Source organism: Selenomonas sputigena ATCC 35185 (genome assembly GCF_000208405.1).
Classification (GTDB): Bacteria; Bacillota; Negativicutes; order Selenomonadales; family Selenomonadaceae; genus Selenomonas; species Selenomonas sputigena.
Window position 1 is genome coordinate 550,490 of the sequence record NC_015437.1, and the last position, 18,877, is coordinate 569,366.

The 18,877-nt window shown below is 60.0% G+C and carries 10 protein-coding genes and 1 other annotated feature; all 10 genes read left to right on the forward strand.

The window, feature by feature from the left end:
- Positions 1–124 precede the first annotated feature (124 nt).
- The 10 genes from pheA (at position 125) to SELSP_RS02490 (ending at position 18,667) form a co-directional block, all read left to right on the forward strand.
- Positions 125–1,015, forward strand: a complete 891-nt coding sequence (gene pheA, locus SELSP_RS02445; RefSeq protein ID WP_006193532.1) for a prephenate dehydratase — start codon at positions 125–127, stop codon at positions 1,013–1,015.
- Positions 1,000–2,031, forward strand: coding sequence for a 3-deoxy-7-phosphoheptulonate synthase (gene aroF, locus SELSP_RS02450; protein ID WP_006193531.1), 1,032 nt, complete (start codon positions 1,000–1,002; stop codon positions 2,029–2,031). Before pheA ends, aroF begins: the two co-directional genes overlap by 16 nt.
- 159 nt (positions 2,032–2,190) lie before the next feature.
- Complete coding sequence (locus SELSP_RS02455) at positions 2,191–4,161, forward strand: methyl-accepting chemotaxis protein (RefSeq protein WP_013740597.1); 1,971 nt, start codon at positions 2,191–2,193, stop codon at positions 4,159–4,161.
- Positions 4,162–4,373: 212 nt separating this feature from the next.
- Positions 4,374–6,341 carry a methyl-accepting chemotaxis protein gene (locus SELSP_RS02460; protein WP_006193529.1) on the forward strand — a complete coding sequence of 656 codons (1,968 nt, stop codon included), beginning with the start codon at positions 4,374–4,376 and terminating at the stop codon, positions 6,339–6,341.
- Between the two features lie 339 nt (positions 6,342–6,680).
- On the forward strand, positions 6,681–8,651 hold the full coding sequence (locus tag SELSP_RS02465) for a methyl-accepting chemotaxis protein (protein WP_013740598.1): 1,971 nt from the start codon (positions 6,681–6,683) through the stop codon (positions 8,649–8,651).
- A 193-nt stretch (positions 8,652–8,844) separates the two neighbouring features.
- Entirely contained in the window at positions 8,845–10,815 is a 1,971-nt protein-coding gene (locus SELSP_RS02470; RefSeq protein ID WP_013740599.1) for a methyl-accepting chemotaxis protein, read from the forward strand.
- Positions 10,816–10,970: 155 nt separating this feature from the next.
- Positions 10,971–12,938, forward strand: coding sequence for a methyl-accepting chemotaxis protein (locus SELSP_RS02475; RefSeq protein WP_006193526.1), 1,968 nt, complete (start codon positions 10,971–10,973; stop codon positions 12,936–12,938).
- Positions 12,939–12,993: 55 nt separating this feature from the next.
- Positions 12,994–13,238: a binding site (T-box leader), on the forward strand.
- Between the two features lie 123 nt (positions 13,239–13,361).
- A complete protein-coding gene (locus SELSP_RS02480) occupies positions 13,362–16,022 on the forward strand; it encodes a valine--tRNA ligase (protein ID WP_013740600.1) in 2,661 nt (886 codons plus the stop codon).
- 13 nt (positions 16,023–16,035) lie between these two features.
- The gene (locus SELSP_RS02485) at positions 16,036–17,331 is read left to right on the forward strand and encodes a bifunctional folylpolyglutamate synthase/dihydrofolate synthase (protein WP_006193520.1); all 1,296 of its coding nucleotides are present in this window, start codon (positions 16,036–16,038) and stop codon (positions 17,329–17,331) included.
- On the forward strand, positions 17,321–18,667 hold the full coding sequence (locus SELSP_RS02490) for an O-antigen ligase family protein (protein ID WP_006193519.1): 1,347 nt from the start codon (positions 17,321–17,323) through the stop codon (positions 18,665–18,667). Before SELSP_RS02485 ends, SELSP_RS02490 begins: the two co-directional genes overlap by 11 nt.
- Positions 18,668–18,877: the final 210 nt, after the last annotated feature.

Consider the following 18,877-nt stretch of genomic DNA (forward strand, 5'->3'; position numbering starts at 1 on the left):
GTTTCTGTGATAATATAGAAGCGTTTTCAGCAATCTGCCCCCTTGGCGTCCTTGCTCAAGGGGGCTTTTTCGTAAGGCGGCACGGGATTTATCCGTGCTTTCTGAGTGGAGAAGGAGGCGGGTAATGGACACGTTGGGCTTTCTCGGCCCTCTGGGTACGCACAGTGAGGCGGCGGCGCTTCATTTGAACGGGCTTCTCGATGAGCCGCGCGAGCTTCTGCCCTTTCCTGCCATCTTTCAGGCGCTTTCGGCGGTGGAGGAGGGGCAGGTGCAGGGGGCGCTCGTGCCGGTGGAAAATTCGCTCGAAGGTTCGGTGAACATCACGCTCGACACCTTGAGTTCGAGCGAAGCCTTCGCCTTGAATTTGGAACTCATCTGGGGCGTGCGCAACGAGCTGATGATGAAGTACCCGAAAACCGAGGTGCGAAGCATCATCTCTCATGCGCAGCCGCTCTCGCAGTGTCGCGCCTACTTGAAGGAGCACCATGCGGCGGCTCGCCTCGTCGCAGTCTCCTCGACGGCGGAGGCGGCTCGCCTCGTCGCGCTGAGCCGTCCTGAGGACGGCTGTGCCGCCATCTGCACGGCGCGTGCGGGCGAACTGTACGGCCTTTATCCCGTGGCCGAGGACATCCAGGACACGATGGCGAACTGCACGCGCTTCTTCCTCGTTGAGCGTGCGGGGAAAAAGTCGCCGGCGCTTCGTTTCTCGAATGAGCCTGTGCCTGAGAAGCTCCTGGTAATCTGCCAGATTGACGGCAAGCGCGCGGGCAGCTTGTGCGAGGTTTTGCAGGAGTTCGCCGTGCGCGGTGTGAACATGCTGCGCATTGAGTCGCGCCCCGCGCGCACGGAGCTTGGAGCTTATATCTTTTTCTTTGAGTTGGAGGCGGATGCCGCTGGGCTTGCCGCTTCAGTTGAAGCGGTGCGCCAAAAGAGCATCTGGCTGCGCACCCTCGGCGCGTTTCCCGTGCTGACGGCTGCAAATTTGAAAGGAGCATCTTTATGGTCATCATTATGAATCCGGACGCAACGGCGGAAAATATCAAGGAAGTCATCCATGCAATCAACGGCGTGGGGCTTGAGGCGAAGATCATGGAGGGCGCACAGCAGAAGATCGTCGGCGTCATCGGCGACAAGCGCCGCATGGGCTCTTTGGCAATCGACGCGATGGCGGGCGTCGAGCAGAGCGTTGCCATCTCCAAGAGCTACAAGCTCGCGAGCCGTGAGTTCCATCCGATGCCGACGGTCGTCGATGTCGGCGGCGTCAAGATCGGCGCGGGAACGCCCGTCGTCATGGCGGGGCCGTGCGCCGTCGAGTCGCGCGAGCAGCTCATGGAGGCTGCCGAGATCGTCAAGAAGGGCGGCGCCGAGTTCCTGCGCGGCGGCGCCTACAAGCCGCGCACATCGCCGTACTCCTTCCAAGGTCTTGAAGAGGAAGGCTTGAAGCTCCTCGCCGAGGCGCGCGAGAAGACGGGACTCAAGGTCGTCACCGAGGTCACGGAGGTCGAGAACGTCGGACTCGTTTCCGAGTATGCTGACGTCCTGCAGATCGGCGCGCGCAACATGCAGAACTTCCGCCTCTTGAAGGAGGTCGGACGCGGCACGAAGCCCGTCATGCTCAAGCGCGGCCTCGCGGCGACGATCGACGAATGGCTCAATGCCGCCGAGTACATCATGAACGAGGGCAATCCGAACGTGATCTTCTGCGAGCGCGGCATCCGCACCTACGAGACGTACACGCGCAACACGCTCGATCTCAGCGCCGTCGCCGCCATCAAGCACCTGTCGCACCTTCCCATCATCGCCGATCCGAGCCACGGCACGGGCAAGTGGCGCTTCGTGCGCCCCATGGCGTTCGCCTCGATCGCCGCAGGCGCAGACGGGCTCATCATGGAGATGCACCCGAATCCGGCGAAGGCACTTTCCGACGGCCCGCAGTCGCTGACGCCCGAGAGTTACTACGAGGTCATGCGCGGTGTCAAGAAGCTCGCGAAGTTCATGCAGGACGAGAAAATCGAGCCGATGGATATTTAATTTTGAAGAAATCTTGGTTTTTCCTTTAGAAAAAATGTGGAAAAGACGATAGAAGAATAGAAACGTATGAGGAAATGGGATGCGTGTTCGCGGGCATCCCATTTTTTATCGTGCGATATGTACGGAAAATTTCTACAATTTCTATGGAGGGGAAGGATTATGAAACTCAAACCGAAGATGCTTTCGGGCGTTGGCGTGCCGCTGCTCGTCGTGTTCATCGTCATGGGGGTCATCATTTACTTGATGGCGAGCGCGGGGCTCAAGACTGCGACGGAGGTCGGCATGGAGCAGCGCGCCAATCGTTACGCCGAAGAGATCGACGGCAACATTCGTGAGCAGGCGGCTCTCTTGACGGCTCTCGGTACGAGTTGGGCGGACGGCATGCCAGCGAATGAGGCGCTGCAGGGAACGGTTGACGAGCTGGGGCGCTGCAATGGCGTCTATGGCTTCCTCGTCGGGCGTCCTGACGGCTCGCATGTGACGAGCCAGGAGTATCCGCCCACATGGGATCCGCGCACGCGCGATTGGTACAAGAACGCGGCGTCTTCCGATGGCGTAGTGTTTTCCGACGTCTACAAGAACGCGGCAGACGGCGCGATCATCGTGACACTGAGCAAGGCGGTGCGCGGCCACGACGGCGAGCTTGTCGCCGTCATCGGCACGGATGTTTCGGTCGAATCCCTGACAGGAATGCTCAGGGACGTCAAGGTCGGCGAGCACGGCTCCATCTTTGTCTTGGGAGACAAGAGCGAGTTCATTTATCACAAGAAATTTCAGTTTGACGATACGACGCTCAACGAACTGGACGGCGGCAAATATAAGGCTCTTGCCGCGAAGTTCCTGGCCGACAAGCCGCAGATGCTCGAAGAAGAGTTCGAGGGCGTGCAGAAGTTCTATCAGATGGTTCCCATTCCCTCGACAGGCTGGCATGTCGTCATCGAGGTGCCGCAGTCCGAGGCGTTCGCCGCAGCGACGAAGATGTCGTATGCGATCTTTGTCATCAGCCTCGCGGCGCTCGCGCTTTTGGGCGGCATCGTCTACTATTTTCTCACGGGCATGATTTCGCCGATCAAAGCCTTGTCCGAGACGATGAGCTTTATCGCCAAGGGCGACCTCACGCACAAGTTGCCCGCAAGCGATCGCGCCGACGAGATCGGCGTGCTGCAGACGAGTTCGAGCGAGATGGTCGCGACGCTTCGGAAGATGGTCGAAGGTACATCGAAAGCCGCAGAGCAGGTGTTAGCATCGTCCGAGGAATTGACGGCAAGCTCTACGCAGACGGCGAACGCGTCGCAGTCGGCGGCGGAAGCTGTTGTCGATATTGCCGAGCGCGCGGCGGAGCAGAGCGACATCGCGGAGATGGCGAACGAGGTCGCGCACAACATGGGCGCGCAGACCGAGGACATCGCCAAGGTGGTCGGTGAATCGACGAAGGTTGCTGAGATGACGGCTGAGGCGACGCGCGAAGGCCGCGCTGTGCTGGAAAAGGCGGTCGCGGGCGTCGACAGCCTCGCGGCGAACTCCGTAAAGGTCGGCGAGGCTGTGCAGAACCTCTACGACGGCTCGAAGAATATCGCGGAGATCAATGAGCTCATCACGAGCATCGCGGGACAGACGAAACTTCTCGCCTTGAACGCCGCGATCGAGGCGGCGCGTGCGGGCGAGCAGGGCAAGGGCTTCGCCGTCGTCGCTGACGAGGTGCGAAAGCTCGCCGAGCAGAGCGAGCAGGCGGCGCAGGAGATCAGCGCGGTCATCGGCAAGAACTCCGCGCAGATCGAGAACGCATTCACGCTGACGAAATCGCAGGACGAAGAGGTCAAAGAGAGCGTGGAAGAAGTCCGCGCAGCTGACGAGAAGTTTGCGAAGATCGCTGAATCCATCCGTGCCCTGATTGGGCAGGTCACGAAGGTCGGGACGATCACGGGAGCGCTCGAAAAGGACTGCAAGAGCACGGTCGATACGGTGCAGAAGGTCAGCGATCTGTCGCACGCTGTGCAGCAGAAGGCGACGGACGTGTCCGCTGTCTCCGAGGAGCAGGCGGCGTCTGCCGAGGAGATCGCAGCCGCGAGCCACACGCTCGCAGATCTCGCGCAGCAGCTGCAGCAGGGCGTGGCGCAGTTCCGTCTGTAGGAACGGGACGGAAAAGTAATTTATATCGCTTCGCGTGCCGGCTGAACATATTTTCTGAAAGGCTCGCGTGAAAATATGCTTTTGGGCTAAAGATTTTTGCAAAATGCCCGATAAAAAGAATACGGGAGCGCAGGAAAAGGGAGGGATGAATCCTCCCTTTTCCTGTTGCCGAAACCAGTGCGAATGAGAATCTTTATACGGAGGGTAATGAAATGAAGTTGAAACCGAAGATGCTCTTGAGCATCGGCGTGCCCTTGATCATCGTGTTTGCCGTCATGGGCGTCATCATCTATCTGTTGGCAAGTGACGGTCTCAGGACGAGCCGGCTCATTGCCATGACCGAGCGCTCCGGCCACAATGCGGCAATCATCGATGGAAATTTGTTGGGAAAAAGCGAGACGCTGGAAGCAATCGCCATGAGCTGGGCGGACAATATGCCCGAAGGCGAGGCGCTGCAGGACGCTGTGTCACATCTGGGCGGCAGAGAGGGCGTCAAGTCGTTCTATATTGGCAAACCCGATGGCTCCTACGCAACGAGTCAGTCGCTTCCTGCGGGTTACGATCCGCGCACGCGCGACTGGTACAAGAATGCGGCGGCCTCCGACAAGGTGGAGATTTCCCCTGTCTATCCGACGGCGTCGGATCATACGAATGTCGTGACGCTGAGCCGCGCCGTGCGAAGAAACGGCGAACTCATCGGGGTCATCGGCATGAATCTCGCGGTCGATCAGATTACGGAGTTCCTTAAAGGCGTCAAGGTCGGCGAAACGGGATCGCTCTTCGTCTTGGGGCCGAACAGCGAGTATATTTATCACAAGAAATTCACGCTTGAAGATCCGCCGCTCAATGAGCTCGACGGCGGCAAGTACAAGGATCTTGCGGCACGCTTCACATCCGATGAAGCGCAGTCCTTCGAAGCGGAATTCCAAGGCGTCAAGAAGTTCTATCGTTCTGAGCCGATCGGTGCAACGGGTTGGCACATTGTCATCGAGATGCCGTTCTCTGAAGCATTTGCGGCGGCGACGCGCATGTCGTATGCGATCCTCGGCATCAGCCTCGCGGCGCTTGCACTTCTCGGCGGCATCACGTATTACTTCCTCACGGGCATGATTTCGCCCATCGAGATTTTGTCTGAGTCGATGGGCTTCATCTCCAAGGGAGATCTCACGCACAAGCTTCCCACGAGCGAACGCGTCGACGAGATCGGCGTGCTGCAGAACAGCTCAAGCGCGATGCTCGCGACGCTGCGCAAGATGGTCGAAGATACAACGAAGGCGGCAGACCAAGTGCTTGTATCCTCCGAGACGTTGACGGCAAGTTCGACGCAGACGGCAAATGCGTCGCAGGCTGCGGCGGAAGCCGTCGTCGATATCGCCGAGCGCGCGGCAGAGCAGAACGATATCGTGGAGATGGCGAACGAGGTCGCGCACAACATGGGCGAGCAGACGCGGGACATCGCCAAAGTCGTCGATGCCTCGACAAAGGTCGCAGACGAGACGGGAAAGGCGACGAGAGAAGGCCGCGAGGCGCTCCAAAAAGCAGTTGCAGGCGTCGAGAATCTTGCGGAAGGTGCCGTGAAGGTCGGCACAGCCGTGCAGCACCTCTACGATGGCTCGAAGAACATCGCGGAGATCAACGAGGTCATCACGAACATTTCGGGACAGACGAAACTCCTCGCGCTGAATGCCGCGATCGAGGCAGCGCGAGCAGGCGAGCAGGGCAAGGGCTTCGCCGTTGTCGCCGACGAGGTGCGAAAGCTCGCCGAGCAGAGCGAGCAGGCGGCGCAGGAGATCAGCACGGTCATCGGCAAGAACTCCGCGCAGATCGAGAGCACATTCGCACTGACGAAATCGCAGGAAGACGAGGTCAAGGGAAATGTCGGCCAAGTTCGCGCTGCCGACGAGAAGTTCGCGAGCATCGCCGGTTCTGTTGAAGCCTTGACCGAGCAGGTAGAAAAGCTCACGAAGATTACGGGAGTGCTCGAAAAGGACTGCAAGAGCACGGTTGATACGGTGGAAAAAGTCAGCGGCATCTCGCACGCTGTGCAGCAGAAGGCGACGGACGTGTCCGCCGTCTCCGAGGAGCAGGCGGCGTCTGCCGAGGAGATTGCGGCCGCGAGCCACGCGCTCGAGGATCTTGCTCAGGAACTGAAGCAGGGAGTTTCGAAGTTCCGCCTTTGAAAAAAGACGCGGTACATACATCCGCATGATTTACAGAGGTCTAGCCGATGGGTCTGCACCTTCGGCTAGACCTCTTGGGGTTAAGGAACCACTGATAAATTCAGCCACCCATCTTCACGCATCTGCGCTGTCCTCTCGTCGTCGACAAATCCTCGACGTAGCACCGCTACGCCTCCGGTTTGTCTCCTCGATAGATACAGCGCATCTGCGCAAATCTGGGCGACTTCCTTTTATCAGCGGTTCCTTAAATATCAGGAATCTTTGCAGGATATTTGAAAATGGAGTAGAAAAGAAGCATGTAGGTTACAAGTTTTGGAAGAACACAGGGAGGAGCACGAAATGAAACTCAAACCGAAGATGCTTTTGAGCATCGGCATTCCGCTCATCGTCATCTTCATCCTCATGGGAACGATCATCTATCTGATGGCAAGCTCGGGGTTGAAAAGCGCGGTGGAAGTCGGCATGGAGCAGCGCGCGGGCCGCTATGCGGCGGAGCTTGACGGCAGTGTGCAGGAAAAGCGCGCGATGGTGGAGACCATCGCCCAGGATTGGAGCGTCGGTTTGCCGCAGGGGGACGATCTGCAGCAGGCGGTCCGCGACATCTCGGCACGTCCCGGCGTCTTTGACTTCTACGTCGGATTCCCCGACGGTTCGTCCGTGGTGAAGGATCAGGTGTCGGAAGGTTTCGATCCGCGCACGCGCCCGTGGTACAAGAATGCAGTAAACTCGAAAGATGTGGAGCTTTCCGAGGTCTATCAGAGCGACCCTGACAAGACGCAGGTCATGACGCTGAGCAAGGCGATCTATAATAAGAACGGCGAGCTTGTCGCTGTCATCGGCATGGATGCTTCTGTCGATAGTATGACGGAGATTTTGAAGGATGTGAAGGTCGGCGAGCATGGCTCGCTCTTCGTCCTGGGACCGGACAGCGAATTCATCTACCACAAGAAATTCACGCTCGACGACCCGCGGCTCAACGAGATGGATGGCGGCAAGTACAAGGATCTGGCAGCGCGCTTCACATCGAAGGATCCGCAGATGTTTGATGCGGAGTTCAACGGCGTGCACAAGTTCTATGAATCGATGCCGATCGGCACGACGGGCTGGCACATCATCATCGAGGTGCCGCAGGCGGAGGCGTTTGCATCGGCGACGCAGATGCTCTATGCGATTCTTGTCATCAGCCTCGTTGCTCTCGCGCTTTTGGGCGGCATCACCTACTACTTTCTCTCGGGCATGATTTCGCCAATCGAGATCCTGTCCGAGACGATGAGTTTCATCGCCAAGGGGGATCTTACGCACAAATTGCCCGCGAGCGATCGCGTCGACGAGATCGGAGTGCTGCAGACGAGCTCGAATCAGATGGTCACGACGCTCCGAAAGATGGTCGAGGACACCTCGAAGGCCAGCGAGCAGGTGCTCGCGTCCTCTGAGGAGTTGACAGCAAGCTCGACGCAGACGGCGAATGCGTCGCAGTCGGCGGCAGAAGCCGTTGTCGACATCGCCGAGCGTGCGGCGGAGCAGAGCGATATTGCGGAGATGGCGAACGAAGTCGCGCACAATATGGGAGCGCAGACCGCAGACATCGCAAAGGTCGTCGATGCTTCGACGAAGGTTGCCGACGAGACGGAAGCAGCGACGAGAGAAGGCAGGGAGGCGCTCGGTAAGGCGGTTGCGGGCGTCGAGAGTCTTGCGACGGGAGCTGCGAAGGTCGGCGCCGCCGTGCAGAACCTCTACGACGGCTCGAAGAACATCGCGGAAATGAACGAGCTCATTACGAGCATCTCAGGCCAGACGAAACTCCTCGCTTTGAATGCTGCCATCGAGGCAGCGCGCGCGGGCGAGCAGGGCAAGGGATTCGCCGTCGTCGCTGACGAGGTGAGAAAGCTCGCCGAGCAGAGCGAGGAGGCAGCGCAGCAAATTAACGCGGTCATTGGCAAGAATTCCGCGCAGATCGAGAGTGCATTTGCACTCACGAAATCGCAGGAGGACGAAGTCAAGGGAAATGTCGGGCAAGTTCGTGCCGCCGACGAGAAGTTCGCGAGCATCGCCGGCTCCGTCGAGGCCTTGACCGAGCAGGTCGAGAAGCTCACGAAGATCACGGGCGCACTCGAAAAGGACTGCAAGAGCACGGTCGATACGGTGCAGAAGGTCAGCGACCTGTCCCATGCCGTGCAGCAGAAGGCGACGGACGTGTCCGCCGTCTCCGAGGAGCAGGCGGCGTCCGCCGAGGAGATCGCGGCCGCGAGCCACACGCTCGCAGATCTCGCGCAGCAGCTGCAGGCAGGCGTCTCGAAGTTCAGGCTTTGAGACGGAACATGCGACGATTTTCGGCAGCATAAGGGACTATAGGTGTTTATTCCCCGGTAAGATGGATATTTCCTCCTCTGGTAAATTTCTTTAAAAATACGATAAAAGAATAAGAACGTATGAGAAAAGGGGATGCAGAAGCGTCCCTTTTTCTATCGGAGAAATATCCACTGTCTGTTCGGAGGAGATGAACATGAAACTTAAACCTAAGATGCTCCTGAGCATTGGTGTGCCGCTGCTCATTGTCTTCATCGCCATGGGCTTCATCATCTACAGGATGGCGAGCTCGGGGCTTAAGACGGCGACGGAGGTGGCCATGGAGCAGCGCGCCAGCCGCTACGCCGAAGCGATCGACGGCAAAATGCAGGCACAGGAAGCGCTGCTCGACGCCATCAGCATGACCTGGAGCACGGCCATGCCGACAGGGGAAGTCTTGCAGGAGGAGGTCGCGGCGTTCAGTCGACGTGAAGGTGTCCAATTCTTTACGGTCGTCTATCCCAATGGCGCATTTTTGGGCAGCGAGCCGCTGCCGGCGGATTTCGATGCGCGTGGGCGTGCCTGGTACAAGAATGCCGCCGCTTCGGATGATGTGCAGATCTGCCCTGTCTATACGAGCATCGCGGACAATCAGGAGATCGTCACGCTGAGCAAGGCAGTGCGCGGCAAGAACGGCGAGCTCATCGCCGTCATCGCTACGGACGTTTCGGTCGCTTCCCTGACGGAGATCGTCAAGGACGTCAAGGTCGGCGAGACAGGCTCGCTCTGCGTCTTAGGGCCGGACAGCGAATTCATCTATCACAAGAAATTCACGGTCGACGACCCGCGGCTCAACGAGATGGAGGGCGGCAAGTACAAGGATCTGGCAGCACGCTTCACATCGAAGGATCCGAAGATGTTTGATGCGGAGTTCAACGGCGTGCAGAAGTTCTACGAATCGATGCCGATCGGCTCGACGGGCTGGCACGTCGTCGTGGAAGTGCCGCAGTCGGAGGCGTTCGCATCGGCGACGCAGATGTCGTATGCGATTCTCGTCATCAGCCTCGCAGCGCTCGCGCTCTTGGGTGGCATCACCTACTACTTCCTCTCGGGCATGATTTCGCCGATCGAGATCCTGTCCGAGACGATGAGCTTCATCGCCAAGGGGGATCTTACGCACAAATTGCCCGCGAGTGATCGCGTCGACGAGATCGGAGTGCTGCAGACGAGCTCAAGTCAGATGGTCACGACGCTCCGGAAGATGGTCGAGGACACCTCGAAGGCCAGCGAGCAGGTGCTCGCATCCTCTGAGGAGCTGACGGCAAGTTCGACGCAGACGGCGAATGCGTCGCAGTCTGCGGCAGAAGCCGTCGTCGACATCGCCGAGCGCGCGGCGGAGCAGAGTGACATCGCGGAGATGGCGAACGAAGTTGCACACAATATGGGAGCGCAGACCGCAGACATCGCTAAGGTCGTCGATGCTTCGACGAAGGTTGCGGACGAGACGGAACAGGCGACGAGAGAGGGCAGGGAAGCGCTTCAAAAGGCAGTTGCGGGCGTCGAGAGTCTTGCGACGGGAGCTGCGAAGGTTGGCGCAGCCGTGCAGAATCTCTACGATGGCTCGAAGAACATCGCGGAAATGAACGAGCTCATTACGAGCATCTCAGGCCAGACGAAGCTCCTCGCCTTGAATGCCGCCATTGAGGCGGCGCGCGCGGGCGAGCAGGGCAAGGGCTTCGCCGTCGTCGCCGATGAGGTGAGAAAGCTCGCCGAGCAGAGCGAGGAGGCAGCGCAGCAAATCAACGCGGTCATTGGCAAGAATTCCGCGCAGATCGAGAGCGCATTTGCACTCACGAAATCGCAGGAGGACGAAGTCAAGGGAAATGTCGGTCAAGTTCGTGCCGCCGACGAGAAGTTCGCGAGCATCGCCGGCTCCGTCGAGGCCTTGACCGAGCAGGTCGAGAAGCTCACGAAGATCACGGGCGCACTCGAAACGGACTGCAAGAGCACGGTCGATACGGTGCAGAAGGTCAGCGACCTGTCCCATGCCGTGCAGCAGAAGGCGACGGACGTGTCCGCCGTCTCCGAGGAGCAGGCGGCGTCCGCCGAGGAGATCGCGGCATCAAGTCACGCGCTCGCCGACCTCGCGCAGCAACTGCAGCAGGGAGTAGCAAAATTCAGGTTGTGATGCCCATAGGATATGGGTGTATTCTCCTGTTATGGTATGGTTAAAAACTCCGATAAAGCATATGGAGAACGACAGTCGAAGGGAGCATGAAGAGTGCTCCCTTCAACTGTCGCTGGAAGAAAAGCCATCCAAAGAGAAATACAGGGGGAAAAGAGATGAAACTGAAACCGAAGATGCTCATGGGCATCGGCATACCGTTGATCGTCGTATTCATCATCATGGGATTCACCATCTATATGATGGCGAGCGCCGCCTTGCGCGACACGGTGCAGGTCGCCATGAATCAGCGCGCGAACCACTATGCGGCGAAGCTCGACGGCAATGTACGCGAGGAAATCTCCATGATGGAGACCGTCATGATGGACTGGTCGGAAATCATGCCTGAGGGAGACGTCCTGCAGAAGGCGATCGATCACATCGCATCGAGGCACGGCGTGACCTCGGCATTTCTTGGGCGGCCCGATGGCAGCTATACGGCGAGCAAGGCGTTTGGAGCCGACTGGGATCCGCGCACGCGTTCCTGGTACAAGGCGGCAGTCTCTTCCGATGGACTGTATATTTCCGATGTTTATCAAGCGCCTTCGGACGGCGCCAAAGTCATGACGTTAAGTCAGGCGATTCGTAAGAATGGCGAGCTCATCGGCGTTCTCGGCATTGATATTTCCGTCGATGATATGACGGAAATCCTCAAGGATGTGAAGGTCGGTCAGACGGGCTCAATCTTCGTCTTGGGACCGAACAGCGAATTCATCTATCACAAGAAGTTCACGCTTTCCGACGCGCCGCTCAATGAGATGGAGGGCGGCAAGTACAAGGATCTCGCCGCACGCTTCACGTCGAAGGAGCCCGAGATGTTCGAGGCGGAGTTCGACGGCGTGGCGAAGTTCTATCAGGAGATGCCCGTCGGCTCTACCGGCTGGCACGTCGTCATCGAAGTGCCGCAGAAGGAAGCGTTTGCCGCCGCGACGCGCATGGCGTATGTGATCTTGGCGATTTGCCTCGTCGCGCTCGCGCTCCTCGGGGGCATCACCTATTATTTCCTGACGGCAGCGATCACGCCGCTCGAATTCCTCTCCGCTTCGGTCGGCTTCATCGCGAACGGCGATCTCACGCATAAATTGCCCGCGAGCGACCGTGCCGATGAGATCGGCGATCTGCAGACGAGCTGCAGCAAGATGATGACGACGCTTCGTAAGATGGTCGAGGATACGTCGAAGGCCGCCGAGCAGGTGTCCGCTTCGTCGGAAGAATTGACGGCGAGCGCCAATCAGACGGCGAATGCCTCGCAGTCGGCGGCGGAAGACGTCATCGCCATTGCCGAACAGGCGGCGCATCAGAACGACATCGTGGAAAATGCTAAAGAGATCGCGACGAGCATGGACGGCCAGACGAAGGATCTTGCCAAGGTCGTTGCGGCGTCCGAGCGCGTCGCCGACGCATCGGGTCAGGCGACGAGAGAAGGCCGCGAGGCACTCCAAAAGGCGGTTGCAGGCGTCGAGAACCTCGCGGAAGGCGCCGTGAAGGTCGGTGCCGCCGTCCAGCACCTCTACGACGGCTCGAAGAACATCGCGGAAATGAACGAGCTCATTACGAGCATCGCGGGTCAGACGAAACTTCTCGCCTTGAACGCTGCCATCGAGGCGGCACGTGCGGGCGAGCAGGGCAAGGGCTTCGCCGTCGTCGCCGACGAGGTGAGAAAGCTCGCCGAGCAGAGCGAGCAGGCAGCGCAGCAAATCAATGATGTCATCGGCAAGAACTCCGCGCAGATTGAGAGCGCATTCTCGCTGACGAAGGAGCAGGAAGGCGCAGTCAAGGAGAATGTGTGCGAGGTGCAGGCGGCCGACGAGAAGTTCGCGAGCATCGCGGAAGCCGTCAAGGCGCTGATCGAGGAGATCGAGACGCTCACGAAGATTACGGGGCAGCTGACGAAGGATGCGGCGAGCATGACGGACATCGTGAATCAGGTCGGCGCGGTGTCGCATACGGTGCAGCAGAAGGCGACGGACGTTTCCGCCGTCTCCGAGGAGCAGGCGGCATCGACCGAGGAAATCGCCGCCGCGAGCCATACGCTCGCGGAGCTTGCACAGAAGCTGCAGGACGGCGTCTCGAAGTTCCGGCTTTGAGAGCGCGCACTGCCGCATCTTGCAAAAATGCCATTCTTATGGTATCCTTTTGACGGTAAAGGCGATGAGGAAGAGGAGTACGCTGCAAGCGCCGCTTCAGAGAGGGGATGGCCGGTGAGAATCCCTGCGGCGGGCGGTGGAAGGTCGCTTCGGAGCTTTCGGGCTGAAGCCGCATGGCGCATTTTGCTGTTCGGTGCGTAGGCGCGGGCGCGGCGGCGGCGTTATGCCTTGGAGCTGCAGGGCGTTTCGCCTTGCGGGAAGTTAGGTGGTACCACGGAAGCAGGCTCTTCCGTCCTTTCGGACGGGAGAGCTTTATTTTTTGTTTGCGGGAGGTTTATGCGGGCTGCGGGGATTTGTCTTGCGGCAGTCCGTGCTTCCTGCAGGGGACTTTTGCGTCAATGCGACATGTATGGAGGTTTTTTCATGGCAAAGGATAATATCCCGAAGGTTTATGAGCCGCAGTCGTTTGAGAAGAGATGGTACGAGTTCTGGGAGAAGAACGATCTCTTTCATGCCGAACCCGAGGAGGGAAAGAAGCCGTTTTCCATCGTGATTCCGCCGCCCAATGTGACGGGGCAGCTGCACATGGGGCATGCGCTCGACAATACCTTGCAGGACATTTTGATCCGCTGGCGGCGCATGCAGGGCTATAATACTCTTTGGATGCCGGGCTGCGACCATGCGGGCATCGCGACGCAGGCGAAGGTGGAGGCGGCGCTTCGCGCAGAGGGTACGAATCGCTACGAACTCGGGCGCGAGAAGTTCACGGAGCGCGTCTGGCAGTGGAAGGAGGAGTACGGCAGCCGCATCATGTATCAGCTCCGAACGCTCGGCTCTTCGTGCGACTGGGCGCGCGAGCGCTTCACGATGGACGAGGGCTGCTCGCATGCCGTGCGCGAGGTCTTTGTGAGCCTCTATGAGAAAGGGCTGATTTATCAGGGGACGCGCATCACGAATTGGTGCCCGTCGTGCAACACGGCGCTTTCGGACATCGAGGTCGAGCACGAGACGGAGGCGGGCCATCTCTGGCATCTGCGCTACGCATTCGAGGACGGCTCGGGCTATGTCGAGATCGCGACGACGCGCCCCGAGACGATGTTCGGCGATACGGGTATCGCCGTGCATCCCGATGATGCACGCTACAAGGATCTCATCGGCAAGAACGTCATCCTGCCCATCGTCAACCGTCCCATTCCCATCTTTGCCGATGAATACGTCGATCCCTCGTTCGGCACGGGCGCGGTCAAGGTCACGCCGGCGCACGACCCGAACGACTTCGAGATGGGGCTGCGTCATGATCTGCCGCAGGTGCGCGTCATAGAGAACGACGGCACGATGTCGAAAGGTCTCGGCAAGTACGCGGGACTCGATCGCTACGAGTGCCGCAAGATGCTCGTCAAAGACCTCGAAGAGGCGGGCGTGCTTGTCTCTACGGAAGAGCATGAGCACGCCGTCGGCCATTGTTCGCGCTGCCATACGACGGTCGAGCCGCTCGTCTCCAAGCAGTGGTTCGTGAAGATGGAGAGCCTGGCGAAGCCCGCGATTGAGGCGGTGCAGGATGGAAGGATCAAGTTCGTGCCCGAGCGCTTCACGAAGATCTATGTGAACTGGCTCGAAAACATCCGCGACTGGTGCATCTCGCGCCAGCTTTGGTGGGGCCATCGCATCCCTGCATGGTACTGCACGGACTGCAAGGAGACGATCGTCTCACGCGAGGACGTCGAGACTTGCCCGAAGTGCGGCGGCCACCATCTGCACCAAGATGAGGACGTGCTCGACACATGGTTCAGCTCGGGACTCTGGCCGTTCGAGACGATGGGCTGGCCCGAGGAGACGCCCGAGCTCAAGCAGTTCTACCCGACGAGCGTTCTCGTGACGGGCTATGACATCATCTTCTTCTGGGTCGCACGCATGGTCATGATGGGCTTGGAGTTCGGCAAGGACATCCCTTTCCACCATGTGTTCATCCACGGTCTCGTGCGCGACAGCGAGGGGCGCAAGATGTCGAAGTCGCTCGGCAACGGCATCGATCCCGTCGAGGTCATCGACAAGTACGGCGCGGACACCTTGCGCTTCATGCTCATTACGGGCAACACGCCGGGCAACGACATGCGCTTCTACTGGGAGCGCGTCGAGGCGGCGCGAAATTTCGCGAACAAGCTGTGGAACGCCTCGCGCTTCATGCTCATGAATTTGGAGGATTTCGATGCGGGCTTCACTCCGACGGCGGAGGACTATACGCTTGCCGACCGCTGGATCTTGTCGCGCTGCCAGAAGACGGCGGCGGGGGTGACCCAGAACCTTGAGAAGTTCGAGCTGGGCGAAGCGGGACGCATGATCTACGAGTTTATTTGGAGCGAGTTTTGCGACTGGTATATCGAGCTGGCGAAAGCGCGGCTCTATGACAAGGACGCGGCGGGTGAGCGCTCGAAGAAGACGGCACAGTATGTCCTCTCGTACGTCTTGGAGCGCACGCTTCGCCTGCTGCACCCCTTCATGCCGTTCCTCACGGAGGAAATCTGGCAGCGCGTGCCGCATGAGGGCAGGAGCATCATGGTCGCGCCGTGGCCCGAGGCGGACGAGAGTCTCGTCGACGAGACGGCGGAGCGCGAGATGGCGAGCATCATGGAAGTGATCGTGCGCATCCGCAACATGCGCGCCGAGGTCGAGGCCGCGCCGGGAAAGAGGAGCGAGGTCATTTTGCACTTCGCGGACAAGGCGCTCGCGCCCGTATTCGCCGCGCACGCCGCGTACTTCGCCGCGCTCTCGTGGGCGGAGCCTCTGACCGTCTTGGAGGACGGCGCGGCGAAGCCCGAGAACGCCATGGCGGCGATCGTCGCAGGCGTCGAGATCTACCTGCCTTTGAGGGGGCTCATCGACGTCGAGAAGGAAAAGGCGCGTCTGGAAAAAGAATTGGCAAACCTCGTCGGCGAGGAGAAGCGCCTCGGCGGCAAGCTCGCGAACGAGGGATTCGTCAAGAAGGCGCCGCCCGCCGTCGTCGAGAAGGAGCGCGAAAAGCTCGAAGCGGCGCGGGAGAAGAAGAAGGCGGTCGAAGAGCGTCTCGCCTACCTGGCGAAGCTCTGAGGAAGGTGGGGAAATGGACTACAAGGAAAGTCTTTCTTACCTCGAAAGTCTCAACGTATTCGGCTCGAAGCTTGGGCTTTCGCGCATCGAAAGGCTCGTCGAGCTGCTCGGGCATCCTGAAAGGCGATACGGCACGGTGCACGTCACGGGCACGAACGGCAAGGGCTCGGTCAGCGCCATGACGGCGGCGATTTTGACGGAATCGGGCTTTAGGACGGGACTCTACACCTCGCCGCATCTCGATTCCTACACGGAACGCTTCGTCATCGACGGTGAGCGCGCAAGCGAGGCGGACTTTGCGGCGGCGATCAGCGCGGCAAAGCGGGCGGCGGACGCGATGCTCGCCGAAGGCGCGGAGCAGCCGACGGAGTTCGAGGTGCTGACGGCGGCGGCGTTCTATTATTTCGCCGAAAAGCACGTCGACTATGCCGTCATCGAGGTCGGTCTGGGCGGCCTTCTCGACTCGACGAACGTCATCATGCCCGAGGTCGCCGTCATCACGAACGTCGCCATGGAACATGCCGACCGCTGCGGCGGCACGCTCGAAGGTGTCGCCCGTCACAAGGCAGGCATCATCAAGCCGGGCGTGCCCGTCGTCACGGCGGCGGAGGGAATGCCGCTCGACGTCCTGCGGCAGAAGGCGGAGGAGGAGGGAAGCGAAATCTTCGCCTATGGCGAAGATTTCCGCGCGGCCGCAGGTGCTGATGGAATCGACTTCTCGTCGAAGAACGGCGGCGCGGCGCACTACGCGCTCGCTCTTGGCGGCGCATACCAGCATCAGAACGCCGCGCTCGCCATTCGGACGGCGATGCTTCTCGCTGAGAAGCATCGCGCCGTCACGCACGAGACGATCGCCCGCGCCTTGAAGTCCGTCGCCTGGCCGGGGCGCTTCGAGCGTTTCACGCTCGAAGGCGTGCGCATCGTCGTTGACGGCGCGCACAACCCGGCGGGGGCGGCGGCCCTCAAGGAGAGCCTTGACGCGACATTCGCGGGCGAGAAGCGCGTGCTGCTCCTCGGCATCTTGGAGGACAAGGACTATCGTGCAATGCTTCGGACGCTCGTGCGTGCGGACGATCGCGTCGTCATCACGCCGCCGGATTCGGCGCGCGCGGGCGACCCCGAGAACCTTGCCCGCGTCGCGTGGGAAATCACGCGGGAGGTCGAAGTCGTCCCGGCTGCGGATGCGGCGCTCTCGCGTGCGCTCGACCGGGCGGCCGGGCGGCGCATCCTCTGCGCGGCAGGCTCCTTGTATCTCATAGGGAACTTGCGGCGTCTGCTTTTGGAGAGGGGGGCGCACCATGACGGCTAAGGACGGCCTGTCGGATTATCTTGCGGGCGGCATCTACTACGCCATCTTGCTCGAAGCCTTCCTCATCGCGCTCTCGCCGCCATTGGCGACGGCGGCGCTGCTCCTCGGCGTCATCTTCTGGCTCGCGCGACTCGTCGTCGACAAGGAGTGCCGCCGCTTTCGCCGACTGCCCTACGACGTGCCTGCCGCACTCTTCGCGCTTTTGGGCGCGGTTTCCATCTTCGTCTCGCCCGACCGCGGCTTCAGCTTCTACAACTACTACAACCTCGTCGGCGTCTACCTTCTGACGTACCTTCTGATCGGACAGAACGTCCAGGCGTCGCAGGACATCCGCAAGATCGTCTACGCGCTCGGCCTTTCGTGCGTGCTCGTTCTGCTCTACGGCTTCTACCAGTTCGCCTTCGGCATCGACACGAGCACGATGAAGTGGGTCGACGGCGACGCCTTCCCCGAGCTCAAGAAGCGCGTCTTCTCGACGTGGGAGAACCCCAACATCCTCGCGGGCTATCTCGATGTCGCCATGTGCTTTGCCTTCGCCTTTTTTGTGAAGATGCGCGATCAACGACGGCGCATCGCGCTCGGCGCGGCGCTCGTGCTCTTAGCGGCGTGCCTCGCGATGACGTATGCACGCATGGCGTTCCTCGTCATCGCCCTGATCTTCATCCTCTACGGCATGTTCCGCGATGGGCGCGTGCTGCTTGCGGTCGGCGTCGTCGCGGGCGCGCTCTTCCTCTTCGACCCCGCGCTTCTCGACCGCGTGACGTCGGTCTTCACGCGCGTCGACACCTCATCGGAAATGCGCCTTGCGCTGTGGGAAAGCACGCTCGCCATGATCGGCGACCATCCGTTCTTCGGCATCGGCTGGGGCGCTTACTGGATGGTCTACCCCGAGTACGACTTCTATCTGCAGGGCGCGGACGTGCTCATCGTCCACGCGCACAACATGTATCTGAACTACGCGGCGGAGATCGGCGTCGTCGGCGCCGTATCCTTCCTGTGGTTCTTCTTCGGCACGATGGGGCTGGCATTCTTCTCGAAGGTGCACGACAGCGAGGGCTTCCGCCAAGGGCTGATGCTCGCGATCAGCCTCGCGTTCTTCTCCATCGCGCTGAACGGCCTCACGGACGACGTGCTCTTCAACATCCCGTCGTCGATGCTCCTGTGGCTTCTCGCGGCGCTCGCCGCCGTCACGGAGTTCGCGGGAAACGAGGAGGACGAAGCTATCGTCATGGACGAACTGGCGGCGAGGAAGCGGCAGAAGCTTCGAGAGCTTCGCCAAAGAGCGAAGAAGGGCGGCGAATCGCCCAAAAATAGCGGTGAAGAGTCCGAAAATTGACTTGACGCTAAAGCGTCGAAGTGGTATTCTTTAGCTTAGGATATAATTGTCGCATAGTAGTACGATAAGCCTCAGTTATCTCATTTTCACGCAATAGCGGAAAGCTATCGAGTGAAAATGGAGGTCGGGGCGGACTTGGCTGCGGCGGCAGTTCATCACCGGAAGCCCGGCTCTCCTGCTTTCCCGGGAGGAGCGGCGGTTTCCTTAGAC

Bases quoted from the DNA above. Each gene is read 5' to 3' on its own strand.
- pheA (WP_006193532.1), top strand. From the start codon at position 125: ATGGACACGTTGGGCTTTCTCGGCCCTCTGGGTACGCACAGTGAGGCG.
- aroF (WP_006193531.1), top strand. From the start codon at position 1,000: ATGGTCATCATTATGAATCCGGACGCAACGGCGGAAAATATCAAGGAA.
- SELSP_RS02455 (WP_013740597.1), top strand. From the start codon at position 2,191: ATGAAACTCAAACCGAAGATGCTTTCGGGCGTTGGCGTGCCGCTGCTC.
- SELSP_RS02460 (WP_006193529.1), top strand. From the start codon at position 4,374: ATGAAGTTGAAACCGAAGATGCTCTTGAGCATCGGCGTGCCCTTGATC.
- SELSP_RS02465 (WP_013740598.1), top strand. From the start codon at position 6,681: ATGAAACTCAAACCGAAGATGCTTTTGAGCATCGGCATTCCGCTCATC.
- SELSP_RS02470 (WP_013740599.1), top strand. From the start codon at position 8,845: ATGAAACTTAAACCTAAGATGCTCCTGAGCATTGGTGTGCCGCTGCTC.
- SELSP_RS02475 (WP_006193526.1), top strand. From the start codon at position 10,971: ATGAAACTGAAACCGAAGATGCTCATGGGCATCGGCATACCGTTGATC.
- SELSP_RS02480 (WP_013740600.1), top strand. From the start codon at position 13,362: ATGGCAAAGGATAATATCCCGAAGGTTTATGAGCCGCAGTCGTTTGAG.
- SELSP_RS02485 (WP_006193520.1), top strand. From the start codon at position 16,036: ATGGACTACAAGGAAAGTCTTTCTTACCTCGAAAGTCTCAACGTATTC.
- SELSP_RS02490 (WP_006193519.1), top strand. From the start codon at position 17,321: ATGACGGCTAAGGACGGCCTGTCGGATTATCTTGCGGGCGGCATCTAC.